The sequence below is a fragment of the Pseudomonas taeanensis MS-3 genome (genome assembly GCF_000498575.2).
Classification (GTDB): Bacteria; Pseudomonadota; Gammaproteobacteria; order Pseudomonadales; family Pseudomonadaceae; genus Aquipseudomonas; species Aquipseudomonas taeanensis.
This window is the reverse complement of the sequence record NZ_AWSQ01000001.1, coordinates 139,259-154,607: the sequence shown is the minus strand read 5'-3', so window position 1 is coordinate 154,607 and position 15,349 is coordinate 139,259. Positions and strand designations below refer to the sequence as shown.

Annotated in this window: 11 protein-coding genes and 2 pseudogenes; 11 read left to right on the top strand and 2 right to left on the bottom strand. The window is 63.1% G+C overall.

Annotated elements, in window-relative coordinates; all coding sequences use genetic code 11:
- Window positions 1–12 precede the first annotated feature (12 nt).
- Together TMS3_RS25825 and TMS3_RS25820 are read left to right on the top strand one after the other, a co-directional pair.
- A pseudogene (locus TMS3_RS25825) lies at window positions 13–1,041 on the top strand (HAMP domain-containing protein); the annotation flags it as partial.
- A gap of 30 nt (window positions 1,042–1,071) precedes the next feature.
- Window positions 1,072–1,899 (top strand): methyl-accepting chemotaxis protein, encoded by an 828-nt coding sequence (locus TMS3_RS25820; protein WP_407691599.1) that lies wholly within the window; start codon window positions 1,072–1,074, stop codon window positions 1,897–1,899.
- 75 nt (window positions 1,900–1,974) lie between these two features.
- On the opposite strand, the gene TMS3_RS00660 is transcribed toward TMS3_RS25820, so the two are convergent.
- Window positions 1,975–2,991, bottom strand: coding sequence for a GlxA family transcriptional regulator (locus tag TMS3_RS00660; RefSeq protein ID WP_025163304.1), 1,017 nt, complete (start codon window positions 2,989–2,991; stop codon window positions 1,975–1,977).
- Window positions 2,992–3,497: 506 nt separating this feature from the next.
- Between TMS3_RS00660 and TMS3_RS00655 the strand changes: the two genes are divergently transcribed.
- The 7 genes and pseudogenes from TMS3_RS00655 (at window position 3,498) to TMS3_RS00625 (ending at window position 11,969) form a co-directional block, all read left to right on the top strand.
- The gene (locus TMS3_RS00655; protein WP_025163303.1) at window positions 3,498–4,340 is read left to right on the top strand and encodes a PLP-dependent aminotransferase family protein; all 843 of its coding nucleotides are present in this window, start codon (window positions 3,498–3,500) and stop codon (window positions 4,338–4,340) included.
- 33 nt (window positions 4,341–4,373) lie between these two features.
- Window positions 4,374–5,624, top strand: a complete 1,251-nt coding sequence (locus tag TMS3_RS00650) for a sarcosine oxidase subunit beta family protein (RefSeq protein WP_025163302.1) — start codon at window positions 4,374–4,376, stop codon at window positions 5,622–5,624.
- A gap of 15 nt (window positions 5,625–5,639) precedes the next feature.
- Complete coding sequence (locus tag TMS3_RS00645) at window positions 5,640–5,969, top strand: sarcosine oxidase subunit delta (RefSeq protein ID WP_025163301.1); 330 nt, start codon at window positions 5,640–5,642, stop codon at window positions 5,967–5,969.
- On the top strand, window positions 5,966–8,983 hold the full coding sequence (locus TMS3_RS00640; protein WP_025163300.1) for a sarcosine oxidase subunit alpha: 3,018 nt from the start codon (window positions 5,966–5,968) through the stop codon (window positions 8,981–8,983). Before TMS3_RS00645 ends, TMS3_RS00640 begins: the two co-directional genes overlap by 4 nt.
- Window positions 8,984–9,069: 86 nt before the next feature.
- Window positions 9,070–9,699 carry a sarcosine oxidase subunit gamma gene (locus tag TMS3_RS00635; protein WP_025163299.1) on the top strand — a complete coding sequence of 210 codons (630 nt, stop codon included), beginning with the start codon at window positions 9,070–9,072 and terminating at the stop codon, window positions 9,697–9,699.
- A gap of 142 nt (window positions 9,700–9,841) precedes the next feature.
- The gene (gene purU / locus TMS3_RS00630; protein ID WP_025163298.1) at window positions 9,842–10,705 is read left to right on the top strand and encodes a formyltetrahydrofolate deformylase; all 864 of its coding nucleotides are present in this window, start codon (window positions 9,842–9,844) and stop codon (window positions 10,703–10,705) included.
- 143 nt (window positions 10,706–10,848) lie between these two features.
- Window positions 10,849–11,969, top strand: a pseudogene (locus TMS3_RS00625) (alcohol dehydrogenase catalytic domain-containing protein).
- A 156-nt stretch (window positions 11,970–12,125) separates the two neighbouring features.
- Here the strand turns inward: TMS3_RS00625 and TMS3_RS00620 are convergent.
- Window positions 12,126–13,085 (bottom strand): GlxA family transcriptional regulator, encoded by a 960-nt coding sequence (locus TMS3_RS00620; protein ID WP_025163297.1) that lies wholly within the window; start codon window positions 13,083–13,085, stop codon window positions 12,126–12,128.
- 275 nt (window positions 13,086–13,360) lie between these two features.
- Between TMS3_RS00620 and choX the strand changes: the two genes are divergently transcribed.
- Both choX and TMS3_RS00610 read left to right on the top strand, forming a co-directional pair.
- The gene (gene choX / locus TMS3_RS00615; RefSeq protein WP_025163296.1) at window positions 13,361–14,299 is read left to right on the top strand and encodes a choline ABC transporter substrate-binding protein; all 939 of its coding nucleotides are present in this window, start codon (window positions 13,361–13,363) and stop codon (window positions 14,297–14,299) included.
- A gap of 96 nt (window positions 14,300–14,395) precedes the next feature.
- Window positions 14,396–15,283: a BKACE family enzyme gene (locus TMS3_RS00610; protein ID WP_025163295.1), complete on the top strand. Its 888-nt coding sequence runs from the start codon at window positions 14,396–14,398 to the stop codon at window positions 15,281–15,283.
- Window positions 15,284–15,349 lie beyond the last annotated feature (66 nt).

Genomic DNA, 15,349 nt, shown 5'->3' with positions numbered 1-15,349 from the left:
AGTTCAAGCACGATGAAAATAAGCAATAAAGTTGGAATGGTGGCCGCTCTGGTTCTGGTCATCAGCAGTGGTCTGCTGTCCCTGCTGCAAATCGGCCAGATTCGCGAGACATTGCGCGAGCAGGCGCAGGCGAGCATCGCCGAGTCGAGCCAGGCGCTGGCTCGGCAAATCGAAAACTGGTTGAACGGCAAGTTGCAGTTGATCGACCTGGCTGCGCAGCAGATAGACCGTAACTTCGGCGACGAACAGATTCAGCAAGTGTTCGCCGACCCTGTTCTGGGTGCGCAGTTTCTCTCGATGTTCGGCGGTCTGGAGGCTACGGGCGGCCAGGCCATCACTAACGACCCGACATGGCACCCCGCGGCCGACTGGGATGCCCGCCAGCGGCCTTGGTATCCTCAGGCCAAGGCTGCATCCCATGCCGTGCTGACCGAACCCTACGCGGTGGCCGGCAGCGGTGACATCCTGATCTCTGCGGTGACCCAGTTCAGCGATCAAGGTCAGTTCAAGGGCGCCTTCGGCGGCGACATCAGCCTCAAGAGCATCGCCGAATCGATCAATACCTTCAGCTTCAATGGTGCCGGCTATGCGTTCCTGCTCGCGGGCAGCGGTCAGATCATCTCGCACCCCAATGGCGAACTGAACGGTAAGACCGTGAGTGACCTGTTCGGTGGTCAGAGCCCGGCCCTGGTGCCGGCGCTCAGCGCGGTTCAGGCCGATGGCCAGGACCTGCTGGTGTCCTTTATCCCGCTGAGCAACCTTGGCGGCATGAGCTGGTATATCGGGGTGGTGCTCGATGAGAGCAAGGTCATGGCTGAAGCAAACGCCCTCAGTTGGCGTGCGGCGGCCGGTACCGCCATCGGCGTGATACTGACGCTGCTGGTGCTTGGTGTACTGATGCGGCGCCTGTTACGGCCGCTGTTGCAGTTGAGGACTTCGCTGCGTGAGGTCAACGGCGGCCAGGGTGACCTGACCCAGCGCCTGCCGATCCAGGGCAACGATGAAGTTGCCCAGGTCGGCGAGGAGTTCAACCGCTTTCTGCAGAGCCTGCAGGGATTGATTGGCGACGTGATGGGCAGTTCCCAACAGGTTCGCGCCAGCAGCCGGGATACCTCCAGCGAAGCCAGTCAAACCGCCAGTCGTCTGCAGCAGCAATTGCAGGAATTGGATCAGCTGGCCACCGCCATGCAGGAGATGGCCAGCACCGCGGAGGATGTTGCGTGCAATGCCCAGGCCGCGGCCCAGGCAGCCAGCGCCGCCAGTGAGGCAACCGAGACTGGCGTCAGTCTGGTCTCGCAGTCCAGCGAGGCGATCAAACGCCTGGCCGCTGAAATGGATGACACCAGCCAGGCGGTCAACGAGCTGGCTAGGGTCAGTGCCAATATCGAGTCGATCCTCTCGGTGATCACCAGCATCGCCGAGCAGACCAATCTGCTCGCGCTCAACGCCGCTATCGAGGCGGCACGCGCCGGGGAGTCGGGACGGGGGTTTGCCGTGGTGGCCGATGAGGTGCGTTCGCTGGCCTCGCGCACCCAACATTCCACCCAGGAAATCCGCCAGATGATCGACCAGTTGCAGAGCGGAGTGAAACAGGTCGAGTCGCGCATGCAGCAGAACCGCGACAGCGCCAGCCAGACAGCCGACGACGCCAGTGCTGCCAACGATATGCTGGCGCGCATCCGCGAGTCTATCGGCCGGATCAACGACATGAACCTGCAGATCGCGACTGCCGCCGAAGAGCAAAGTGCCACCAGCGAAGAGATCAACCGTAATACCACCAACATCCGCGATATCAGCGATGCCGTGGCCGGCGGTGCCGAGCAGCAGGTACTTCAGTGCGCGGCGATGGTCGAGCAGGTGGGGCGGCAGGATCGTTTGTTGGGGCAGTTCAAGGTATAAGCGCTGTTAATCCGGCTGTTGCGCTGCAGCCGTGTGGCCCTCTACTTCGACGTACCGCCGAGGTAGAGGGCGTGTTTAGCCCAGCGCGCTCTGCTGGCGCTCGCCGCGTGGCGAGTGGCCGAAGAAGCGGCTGTAACACTTGGAAAAATGCGCCGGCGAGGCGAAGCCGCAGGACAGGGCGATGTCGCGCACCTGCGAGTCGCTGCGCAGCAGCAGTTCGCGCGCACGGGTCAGGCGCAGTTCCAGGTAGTACTGGCTGGGCGTGCGCTGCAGGTACTTGTGGAACAGCCGTTCGAGCTGACGCACGGTGACCTCGTTGAGCTGGGCGATCTCCTCCAGCTCCAGCGGTTCTTCCAGGTTGGCTTCCATCAGGCCGACGACCTGGCTCAACTTCGGTTGCGAATGGCCGAGCTTCTGCCGCAGCGGCACGCGTTGCTGCTCGCGGGCGCCACGCATGCGGTCGCACAGCAGCAGCTCGGCGGCGCGGGTGGCGATCTCCACGCCATTCGGTTCACGAGCGATCAGTTGCAGGGTCATGTCCATCGAGGCCGTACCGCCAGAGCAGGTGTAGCGGTCGCGATCCAGCTCGAACAGCTGGTTGGAGATGATGATTCCCGGAAATTTGTCTTTCAGTTGCTCGATGTCTTCCCAGTGGATGGTGCAGCGGTAGCCCTTGAGCAGGTTGGCGCAGGCCAGCAGGTAGCTGCCGGTGCAGATCCCGCCCAGGGGAATCTGCTCATGGGCCAGGTCGCGCAGCCAGTTGAGCATAGTCCGGTCATTTTTCGGGTTGATCGGATTGGAGCCGACCACGAACAGCGCATCCAGCTTGGGCGCGTCGGTAATCGTGTGGTCGGGCAGCACGCGCATGCCGTTGCTGGCGCGCACCGGCTGTTCATCGGCGGCGATCACCAAGGTTTTATACAGCGTCTGCTTGGCCACCAGATTGGCCATGCGCAGGCTTTCGACCGCCGAGGCGAAACCGATGGTGGTGAAGTCGGGAATCAGCAGAAAACCAAAGGTCTTCACCGGCGTCGCCTGAGGTGGGGTGTGCGGCTCGGCAACGGGTGCCGCTGGCGGGTGTGCAACTGCCATCTTGATGTTCCTCCACTGCTTCCGCTTGTCGCTTTTAGCGCGTATGGCGCGGACCAAGGCGTAAGACAGTCGTGTCGCTAATAGTTGTTATATCGGCGCGGGATGGGTGTGCGCTGACCACCAGTCTACTCCCATGCAAAGCCCCCGGCAGCGAGGGCTGGCATCGCCTGCAGGGTTGCCAGAGTAGTCACGCGGCGAGGAGAAGGGAAGGGCGGGCGAGCGGATGGGGCACTGCGCGGATTTTTCGCTCGGCGTTAGGTTGGTTTGGGCATTTTAACGTCGTAAACAGGCATACGGCGGCTATGGGTATTTCGCACAATCGATTGCAACAGGCTCAGTCCGAGAGACCCGAGTCGGTAGCGTCATCCCTTCGCCGCAAACCGCAGTCAGCGACTCGCGGAGATGCCACCAGGCAACGAGGGGACGACCGGCCCGCCCAGCTCAGTTCGAGCCAGGGGCGGCCCCAAACAACACAGGCAACATCAGGTTGCCGCAGGAGATCAGCGATGTTCAGCAAACAAGACCAAATTAAAGGCTATGACGACGAACTGTTGGCGGCGATGGATGCCGAAGAAGCGCGTCAGGAGCATCACATCGAGCTGATCGCCTCGGAGAACTACACCAGCCAGCGGGTAATGGAAGCTCAGGGCAGCGGCCTGACCAACAAGTACGCCGAAGGCTATCCGGGCAAGCGTTACTACGGTGGTTGCGAGCACGTCGACGTGGTCGAGCAGCTGGCCATCGATCGTGCCAAGCAACTGTTCGGCGCCGATTTCGCCAACGTGCAGCCGCACTCCGGCTCCTCGGCCAACAGCGCGGTGTACCTGGCGCTGATCAACGCCGGCGACACCATCCTGGGCATGAGCCTGGCCCATGGCGGCCACCTGACCCATGGTTCCAAGGTCAGCTCGTCCNNGTGCTTCAAGGAAGCGCTGGAACCAGGCTTCAAGGAGTACCAGGCGCAGGTGATCAAGAACGCCCAGGCCATGGCCAAGGTGTTCATCGATCGCGGTTTCGACGTGGTCTCCGGTGGTACCGATAACCACCTGTTCCTGGTCAGCCTGATCCGTCAGGGCCTGACCGGCAAAGACGCCGACGCCGCCCTCGGTCGTGCCGGTATCACGGTGAACAAGAACTCCGTACCGAATGACCCGCAGTCGCCGTTCGTCACCTCGGGCCTGCGCATCGGTACCCCGGCGATCACCACCCGCGGTTTCAAGGAGCAGCAGAGCATCGAGCTGGCTGGCTGGATCTGCGACATCCTCGATCACCTCGGCGATGCCGACGTCGAGGCGCAGGTCGCCACCCTGGCAGCCGGTCTGTGCGCGGATTATCCGGTTTACCGCTAAGGTCTTAGTCTTTCGTATCAGGAGTATCCACTGATGCAACGTTATTCCGGCTTCGGCCTGTTCAAGCACTCGCTCAGCCACAACGAAAACTGGCAGCGCATGTGGCGCAACCCCAAGCCGAAGCCGGTATACGACGTGATCATCGTCGGCGGTGGCGGCCACGGTCTGGCCACGGCCTACTACCTGGCCAAAGAATTCGGCGTGAAGAACGTCGCGGTGGTCGAGAAGGGTTGGCTGGGCGGCGGTAACACCGCGCGCAACACCACCATCGTACGTTCCAACTATCTGTGGGACGAGTCGGCCATGCTCTACGAGCACGCCATGAAGCTGTGGGAAGGCCTGTCGCAGGACATCAACTACAACGTGATGTTCTCCCAGCGCGGGGTGTTCAACCTCGGTCACACCCTGCAGGACATGCGCGACATCGAGCGCCGGGTGAGTGCCAACCGCCTCAACGGTATCGACGGCGAAGTGCTCAATGCCCAGCAGGTCTCAGACCTGATCCCGTTCATGGATTGCAGCAAGAACACCCGTTACCCGGTGATGGGCGCTTCCCTGCAGCGTCGCGGCGGCGTGGCCCGTCACGATGCCGTGGCCTGGGGCTATGCCCGCGCCGCCGACGCCCTGGGCGTCGACCTGATTCAGCAGACCGAAGTGACCGGCTTCCGCAAGGAAAACGGTGTGGTCATCGGTGTGGAAACCAACAAGGGCTTCATCGGCGGCAAGCGCGTCGGTGTGGTCACCGCCGGTAACTCCGGGCACATGGCTAAACTGGCCGGCTTCCGCATGCCGATCGAGTCGCATCCGCTGCAGGCGCTGGTATCCGAGCCGATCAAGCCGATCATCGACAGCGTGATCATGTCCAACGCGGTACACGGCTATATCAGCCAGTCGGACAAGGGTGACCTGGTCATCGGTGCCGGTATCGACGGTTACGTCGGTTACGGCCAGCGCGGCTCCTACCCGACCATCGAGCACACCCTGCAGGCGATCGTCGAGCTGTTCCCGGTGCTCTCGCGCGTGCGCATGAACCGTCAGTGGGGCGGTATCGTCGACACCACGCCGGATGCTTGCCCGATCATCAGCAAGACCCCGGTGCAGAACCTGTTCTTCAACTGCGGTTGGGGTACCGGTGGCTTCAAGGCCACCCCGGGTTCCGGTCACGTATTCGCCGCCAGCCTGGCCAAAGGCGAAATGCATGAACTGGCTAAACCCTTCGCCATGGACCGTTTCTATAACGGTGCCCTGATCGACGAGCACGGCGCCGCCGGCGTCGCCCACTAACAGGAGAAATCCGACATGCTGAACATCTTCTGTCCCCATTGTGGCGAGCTGCGCTCCGAAGAGGAATTCCACTCGGCCGGCCAGGCGCACATCCCGCGCCCGCTGGACCCGAATGCCTGCACCGATGCGGAGTGGGGCGAGTACCTGTTCTTCCGCGACAACCCGCGCGGTATTCACCACGAGCTGTGGATTCACGCGGCCGGTTGCCGGCAGTACTTCAATGCCACGCGCGACACCATCAGCTACGAAATTTTCGAAACCTACAAGATTGGCGAAAAGCCGAGCGTGACCGCTAAGCCGAACAGTGCGAAGCAGCCCAGCCGTGCGGCAGGAGAAAAGGCATGAGTCAGATCAATCGCCTGAGCAAGGGTGGCCGGATCAACCGCAACCAGCCTTTGACCTTCACCTTCAACGGTGAAAGCTATCAGGGTTTCAGCGGCGACACCCTGGCCGCCGCGTTGCTGGCCAACGGCGTCGACGTCGTCGGCCGCAGCTTCAAGTACTCGCGTCCGCGCGGCATCGTTGCCGCCGGCGCCGAAGAACCGAACGCGGTGCTGCAGATCGGTGCTACCGAAGCGACCCAGATCCCCAACGTGCGCGCCACCCAGCAGGCCCTGTACAGCGGCCTGGTGGCCAACAGCGTGAACGGCTGGCCGAGCGTCAACAATGACCTGATGGGCATTCTCGGCAAGGTCGGCGGCGGCATGATGGCGCCGGGCTTCTACTACAAGACCTTCATGTACCCGCAGAACCTCTGGCTGACTTACGAGAAGTACATCCGTAAGGCGGCTGGTCTGGGCCGCGCGCCGAAGGAAAACGATCCGGACAGCTACGACTACCTGAACCAGCACTGCGACGTGCTGGTCGTCGGTGGCGGTGCCGCCGGTCTGGCCGCCGCATTGGCTGCCGGTCGTAGCGGTGCGCGGGTGATCCTCGCCGACGAGCAGGAAGAGTTCGGCGGTCATCTGCTCGACAGCCGCGAAAGCCTTGACGGCAAGCCAGCCGCCGACTGGGTGGCCAAGGCCGTTGCCGAGCTGCAGAAGATGCCGGAAGTGACCCTGTTGCCGCGCTCGACCGTGCACGGTTACCACGATCACAACTTCCTCACCATCCACGAGCGTCGCACCGATCACCTCGGTGATGCCGCGCCGATGGGCGAGGTGCGTCAGCGCCTGCACCGTGTGCGTGCCAAGCGCGTAGTCCTGGCCGCCGGCGCCCACGAGCGTCCGCTGGTCTATGGCAACAACGATGTGCCCGGCAACATGCTGGCCGGCGCGGTGTCCACCTACGTGCGCCGTTACGGCGTGGCCCCGGGCAAGCAACTGGTGCTGTCGACCACCAACGATTACGCCTACCGCGTAGCGCTGGATTGTCTGGAAGCCGGAATCAAGGTGGTCGCCATCGCCGACGCCCGTTCCAATCCCAAGGGCGCCTGGGTCGAGGAAGCACGGGCCAAGGGCCTGCGCGTCCTGACCGGCAGTGCGGTGATCGAAGTACGTGGCAGCAAGCGCGTCAGCGCGGCGCGCGTCGCGGCGATCGATCCGCAGGCGCATAAAGTCACCAGCCCCGGCGAGTGGCTGGAGTGCGACCTGGTCGCCAGCTCCGGCGGTTACAGCCCGGTGGTGCACCTGGCCTCGCACCTGGGCGGCAAGCCGACCTGGCGCGAAGACATTCTCGGTTTCGTGCCGGGTGAAGGTTTCCAGGCGCGTGTCTGCGCCGGTGCCATGAATGGCGTGTTCGCCCTTGGCGATGTACTGGCCGACGGTTTCGAAGCCGGCGTCAAGGCCGCCACTGAGGCGGGCTTCAAGCCGGTCTCGGGCGAACTGCCGAAAGTCTTCGGCCGTCACGAAGAGCCAAGCATCGCGCTGTTCCAGGTACCGCACGAGAAGCCGACCGCACGGGCGCCGAAGCAATTCGTCGACCAGCAGAACGACGTCACCGCGGCCGGTATCGAACTGGCCACCCGCGAGGGCTTCGAGTCGGTCGAGCACGTCAAGCGCTACACCGCGCTGGGCTTCGGTACCGATCAGGGCAAGCTGGGCAACATCAACGGTCTGGCGATTGCCGCGCGTTCGATGGGCATCAGCATCCCGCAGATGGGCACCACCATGTTCCGTCCGAACTACACCCCGGTGACCTTCGGCGCCGTGGCCGGACGCAACTGCGGTGCGTTGTTCGACCCGGTGCGCTACACCGCGCTGCACAGCTGGCACCTGAAAAATGGCGCCGAGTTCGAGGACGTCGGTCAGTGGAAGCGCCCCTGGTACTTCCCCAAGGCCGGTGAAGACATGCACGCCGCCGTCGGCCGCGAGTGCAAGGCGGTACGCGACAGCGTCGGCCTGCTCGATGCCTCGACCCTGGGCAAGATCGACATCCAGGGCCCGGATGCGCGCGAGTTCCTCAATCGCATTTACACCAACGCCTGGACCAAGCTGGACGTGGGCAAGGCCCGTTACGGCCTGATGTGCAAGGAAGACGGTATGGTCTTCGACGACGGCGTAACCGCCTGTCTGGCCGATAACCACTTCCTGATGACCACTACCACCGGCGGCGCCGCGCGCGTCATGCAGTGGATGGAAATCTATCACCAGACCGAATGGCCGGAACTCAAGGTGTACTTCACCTCGGTCACCGACCACTGGGCGACCATGACCCTGTCCGGCCCCAACAGCCGCAAGCTGCTGAGTGAGGTCACCGACATCGACCTGGACAAGGACGCCTTCCCGTTCATGACCTGGAAGGAAGGCAAGGTCGGCGGCGTGCCGGCGCGGGTGTTCCGCATCTCCTTCACCGGTGAGCTGTCGTACGAAGTCAACGTGCAGGCCGACTACGCCATGGGCGTGCTGGAAAAGATCGTCGAGGCGGGCAAGAAGTACAACCTGACCCCGTACGGCACCGAGACCATGCACGTGCTGCGGGCCGAGAAGGGCTTCATCATCGTCGGTCAGGAGACCGACGGTTCGGTGACCCCGGACGACCTCAACATGGGCTGGTGTGTCGGTCGCACTAAGCCGTTCTCCTGGATCGGCTGGCGCGGGATGAACCGTGAAGACTGCGTCAAGGAAAACCGCAAGCAACTGGTCGGCCTCAAGCCGGTCAACACCAGCGCGGTGCTGCCGGAAGGCGCACAGCTGGTGTTCGACGCCAAGCAGGCGATTCCGATGAGCATGGTCGGTCACGTGACCTCCAGCTACTACAGCACCAGCATGGGCTTCAGCTTTGCCCTGGCTCTGGTCAAGGGCGGCTTGAAGCGCATGGGCGAGAAGGTTTTCGCCCCGCTGGCAGACGGCACGGTGATCGAAGCCGAGATCGTCAGTTCGGTGTTCTTCGACCCGAAAGGCGAGCAGCAGAACGTCTGAGACCACGACCGCTCGCCAGGCCCCAGCAAGCTGGAGCCTGGCGAGCCACGAATTAGCGCTGACGTACCTACGACAGGCGGAACAACATGAGCACAGTAAACGTTTACAAGCAGCGTCCCGATGCGGCGCACGCCGAGTCCCCGCTGTTTCACGCCGGCCTGCATGAGCTGGTGGGCAAGGGCAAGAGCACCGCGGGCGTCAGCCTGCGCGAGAGAAAACTGCTGGGTCACCTGACCCTGCGTGGCGATGGCCACGACGCCGCCTTTGCCGGCGCCGTGCACAAGGCCACTGGCCTGGAACTGCCGGGCGCGTTGGGCCTGGTGGTCAAGGGTGAGACCTCGCTGCAGTGGCTGGGCCCGGACGAGTGGCTGCTGATCGTGCCGAGCGGCGAAGAGTTCGCCGCCGAAAAGAGCCTGCGCGAAGCGCTGGCCGGTCAGCACCACCAGGTGGTCAACGTCAGCGGTGGGCAGACCATCCTCGAACTGACTGGGCCGAAAGTCCGCGAGCTGCTGATGAAGTCGTCGACCTACGACGTGCATCCACGCAACTTCCCGGTCGGCAAGGCGGTTGGCACTACCTTCGCCAAGACCCAACTGGTGATTCGCCGCACCGACGAAGAAACCTGGGAGCTGCTGGTGCGCCGCAGTTTCTCCGACTACATCTGGCTGTGGCTGCAGGATGCCAGCGCCGAATACGGCCTGGCGATCAAGGCGTAGGTTGGGTCGAGGAGCGCAGCGACGATACCCAGCGCTGCGTTCCCGAAATCCGCTGAAAGTCCGCCAAAAGACTGTTGGGTAGCGCTTCGCTCAACCTGCGCGGCCCGCCCCAACCCACGGTCACTCCGTATTGGAGAATGATATGAGCCGCACCCCCGACACCTGGATTCTCACCGCCCATTGCCCGAGCGTGCTCGGCACCGTGGACGCGGTGACCCGCTTCCTGTTCGAGCAGAACTGCTACGTCACCGAGCATCACTCGTTCGATGATCGCCTGTCGGCGCGCTTCTTCATTCGCGTGGAATTTCGCGTGTCTGAGGGTTTCGACGAGCAAGCCTTCCGCGCCGGTCTCAACGAACGCCTGTCGCCCTTCGACATGCGCACCGAGCTGACCCCGCCGGGCTACCGGGCCAAGGTGGTGCTGATGGTGTCCAAGGCCGACCATTGCCTGAACGACCTGCTCTATCGCCAGCGCATCGGTCAGTTGGCCATGGACGTGGTGGCGGTGGTATCCAACCACCCGGATCTGGAGCCGTTGGCGAGCTGGCACAACATTCCCTATTACCATTTTCCCCTCGACCCCAATGACAAGCCGGCGCAAGAGCGCAAGGTGTTGCAGGTGATCGAGGACAGCGGCGCCGAACTGGTGGTGCTCGCCCGCTATATGCAGGTGCTGTCGCCTGAGCTGTGCCGCAAGCTGGACGGCCGGGCGATCAATATCCATCACTCGCTGCTACCCGGCTTCAAGGGTGCCAAGCCCTATCATCAGGCGTACCAGAAGGGCGTCAAGATGGTCGGTGCCACCGCCCACTACATCAACAACGATCTGGATGAGGGGCCGATCATCGCCCAGGGCGTGGAGTCGGTGGACCATGCCCATTATCCGGAAGACCTGATCGCCAAGGGCCGCGACATCGAGTGCCTGACCCTGGCCAAGGCGATCGGCTATCACATCGAGCGGCGGGTGTTCCTCAACGCCAATCGAACCGTGGTGCTGCACGCGTAGCACCAAACCAGCCGGTGAGGGCAGTAGCGCTCTGCCAATTGGCGCGCCTCGCCGGTTTTAGCAACAGACGTATACAGCTCCAATGCAAGGCCGCGTGGCCGCTGGCTGCGCCTTTGTATTTCAACAACAAAGGAGAACAACGCATGTCTGGTAATCGTGGTGTCGTATATCTCGGCGCGGGTAAGGTCGAGGTACAGAAAATTGACTATCCGAAAATGCAGGATCCGCGCGGCAAGAAGATCGAGCACGCGGTCATTCTGCGCGTGGTATCGACCAACATCTGTGGTTCGGACCAGCACATGGTGCGCGGCCGTACTACCGCACAAACCGGTCTGGTGCTAGGCCACGAAATCACCGGTGAAGTGATCGAGAAGGGTCGCGACGTCGAGAACCTGCAGATCGGCGACCTGGTCTCGGTACCGTTCAACGTCGCTTGCGGCCGCTGCCGCAGCTGCAAGGAACAACACACCGGCGTCTGCCTGTCGGTCAACCCGGCTCGTCCCGGCGGCGCCTACGGCTACGTCGACATGGGCGACTGGACCGGTGGCCAGGCCGAGTACGCCATGGTGCCGTACGCCGACTTCAACCTGCTCAAGCTGCCGAATCGCGACAAGGCGATGGAGAAGATCCGCGACCTGACTTGCCTGTCCGACATCCTGCCGACTGGCTACCACGGTGCCGTCACCGCAGGCGTCGGCCCAGGTACCTCGGTGTACATCGCCGGTGCCGGTCCGGTCGGTCTGGCCGCNNTCAGGGCTTCGAGATCGCCGACCTGTCGCTGGACACCCCGCTGCACGAACAGATTGCCGCCCTGCTGGGTGAGCCGGAAGTCGATTGCGCCATCGACGCGGTGGGCTTCGAAGCCCGCGGTCATGGTCACGAAGGCGTGCAGCACGAGGCTCCGGCCACCGTGCTCAACTCGCTGATGGGCGTGGTCCGCGTCGCCGGCAAGATCGGCATCCCCGGCCTGTACGTCACCGACGATCCAGGTGCGGTCGACGCGGCAGCCAAGAAGGGTGCACTGAGCATCCGCTTCGGCCTCGGCTGGGCCAAGTCGCACAGCTTCCACACCGGCCAGACTCCGGTGATGAAGTACAACCGCCAGCTGATGCAGGCGATCATGTGGGACCGCATCAACATCGCCGAAGTGGTTGGCGTACAGGTGATCAGCCTGGACGACGCGCCGAATGGCTACCACGAGTTCGACGCCGGCGTACCGAAGAAATTCGTCATCGACCCGCACAAGCTGTTCAGCGCTGCTTGATGCATCTCATGCCTCCGCTGCCCTGGTGCAGCGGAGGTAGCGTTACCCTCGATTGGGAGCCTCTGGGCTCCCTTTTTTTATGGTTTTTCTGCGGGCGAGGCAGCGCGCGGGGCGATCGACGCCGCATAGCCGAGAGCAGGTGTTTTTAACGGCCCGCTAGACCGCAGTGGTCGAGGGGCTGGCTTCGTGACGGTCGGCGCTGGGGCACAGGGCGAAGCGGCTGCGGTAGCAGCGCGAGAAGTAGGAGGCCGACTCGAAGCCGCAGGCCAGGCCCACTTCGAGCACGCTCATGTCGGTCTGCCGCAGCAACTGGCGGGCCTTGTCCAGGCGCAGGGCCAGGTAGAAGTTCGACGGGGTTTCCTGCAGGTGCTGGCGAAACAGCCGCTCCAGTTGGCGCGGGGTGACGTTGATCGCTTCGGCCAGTTGCTGCGAGCCGAGCGGTTGCTCGCAGTGCCGCTCCATCTCGCCAATCACCTGCACCAGCTTCTTGTTGTGGATGCCGAAGCGGCTGGCGATCTGCATGCGTTGGTGGTCCTGGCGGGTACGGATGCGCCCCAGCACGAACTGCTCGGAGGCGGCCACGGCCAGCTCCTCGCCGTGAGCGTTGCCAACCAGGCTGAGCATCAGGTCGAGGCTCGCGGTGCCGCCGGCGCTGGTGATGCGCCGCCCATCGATCTCGAACAGTTCCTGGGTCACCTGCAGCCGTGGGTAGCGCTCCTTGAAGGCTTCGATGGCCTCCCAGTGCAGGGTCAGGCGTTGTTCACCGAATAGCCCCGCCTCGGCCAGGACGAAGCTGCCGGTGTCGATGCCGCCGAGCGTCGCGCCCTGGCGTTCGGCGCGGTGCAGCCAGGCCGCCAGCCGGGCGTCGTAACTGGCCAGCGGCTCGAAACCGGCGACCACGAACAGCAGGCTATTGGCGCCGGGGGTGTCCAGGCCTGCGTCGACGTTCAACGACATACCGTTACTGGCCTGCACCGGCCCGCCGTCCAGGCTCAGTACATGCCAGCGATAGAGCTCGCCACCGAAGCGGTTGGCCACGCGCAGCGGCTCCACGGCGGAGAGGAAGCCCATCATGGAGAACTTGGGTAGCAGCAAAAAAAACACGTCTTGGGGCATGGCAGCCTCGCTCCTGGCTCGGGCGCGAACATCCTGGGAACAATTCGCTCTGGCCGTGAGCGGAAATGAGTACTGAGCGGCTGATGGATGCGCTGGCGGTCATCCTGATCAATGAGGTCGGGGCAGGTCAACAGAAGGTCGCTTTAGTTTGATTGTCGCCTGGCGGCGCTTAGTAATGTTACTCCAGCGAGTGAACTGAGGCCCGAGTATGCGATGGGGCCTCGCGCTCTGGGACAACAACAAGGAAAATCCAAATGCCACACGAGGGCGTATTGATGAAAAGTCTAAAGCTAGTCGCCGGTTGCTGTTTGCTCGGTTTGTTCAGCTCGTCGCTCCTGGCAGCAGAGGATGCCAGCTGCCAAAAGGCACGTATCGGCCTGGTTGGCTGGACTGACGTGGTCGCTACCACCGCCGTGGCCAGCACTCTACTCGATGGCCTGGGCTATACAACCACCCAGACCACCGCTTCGCAGCAAATCGTGTTTTCCGGTATCAGCAAGAACCAGATCGACTTCTTCCTCGGCTACTGGAAGCCGGCGATGGACGACAATATCAAACCGTTCCTCGACAAGGGCGTGGTTAAAGTCTCGGCCGAGCCCAGCCTTGCAGATGCCATCGCCACGCTGGCGGTACCCAGCTATGCCGCTGAAGCAGGGCTGAAGACTTTCGCCGATATCGCCAAGTTCAAGGATCAGCTGGACGGCAAGATCTACGGTATTGAGCCAGGCACTGGTGCCAACACTAACATCCAGAAGATGATCGACAGCAACCAGTTCGGCCTCGGTGGTTTCAAGCTGATTGAGTCCAGTGAGGCGGCAATGCTGGCTGCCGTCAGTCGTGCGGTTAAGCGTGAACGTCCGATTGTGTTTGTCGGCTGGAAGCCGCACCCGATGAATCTTCAAATGGAGCTGACCTACCTGACCGGCAGCCAGGATGTATTCGGCGCGAATGAGGGTGCCGCCACCGTCTGGACTGTTGCAGCACCAACCTACGCCGAGCGCTGCCCGAATGTCGACCGCCTGCTAGGCAATCTGAGTTTCAGCTCCGCTCAGGAAAGCGAGATGATGAAGCCGATTATGGACCGCAAGGAGCCAAAGGACGTGGCACGCCAATGGCTGAAGGACAACCCTCAGGAGCTGAGTCGGTTTCTGGCTGGAGTGACCACCTTCGATGGCAAGGATGGCGCTGCTGCCGTGCAGGCCGCGCTCAAGTAAGCCACTCCGCGCCTTCTGATTTCCCGAACCCAAACTCTGCCGTACGCCCATGCAGGCGTACGGCACCCACTCGCCCTGATTAAGGAAGAGACATCCATGAACTACGAAATCATCGTCACCTGTGCTGTGACCGGTGCAGGCGACACTGTGGGCCGTCATCCGGCTATTCCGGTGACCCCCAAGCAGATCGCCGACGCCGCCATCGAAGCCGCCAAGGCCGGTGCCACCGTCGCCCACTGCCATGTGCGCGACCCCAAGACTGGCAAGGGCAGCCGTGACGTGGCGCTGTACCGCGAGGTGGTCGAGCGCATCCGCGAGAGCGACACCGACGTGATCATCAACCTCACCGCCGGCATGGGCGGCGATCTGGAGATCGGCCCGGGCGAGCAGCCCATGGAGTTTGGCACCGGTTCCGACCTGGTCGGCCCGTTGACCCGCCTGGCGCATATCGAGGAACTGCGCCCGGAAATCTGCACCCTGGACTGCGGCACCCTGAACTTCGGTGACGGTGACTACATCTACGTCGCCACTCCGGCGCAGCTGCGTGCCGGTGCCAAGCGCATCACCGAGCTGGGCGTTAAGGCCGAACTGGAAATCTTCGACACCGGTCACCTGTGGTTCGCCAAACAGATGATGAAGGAAGGCCTGCTCGACGATCCGATCTTCCAGATCTGCCTGGGCATCCCATGGGGCGCCCCGGCCGACACCACCACCATGAAGGCCATGGCCGACAACCTGCCGGCTGGCGCCACCTGGGCCGGCTTCGGCATCGGTCGTCTGCAGATGCCGATGCTTGCCCAGGCCATGCTGCTCGGCGGTCACGTGCGGGTCGGTCTGGAAGACAACATCTGGCTGGACAAGGGCGTACCGGCCACCAATGGCAGCCTGGTCCAGCGCGCGGTGGAGATCATCGAGCGCCTCGGCGGTCGCGTCCTGACCCCGGCCGAAGGCCGCGCCAAGATGAACCTCAAGCCCCGCGGCTGAGCGTTCACCCCTACTCAAGCCGTCGGTAGCCCGGATGCAATCCGGGACAGATCGAATGACCAGCCC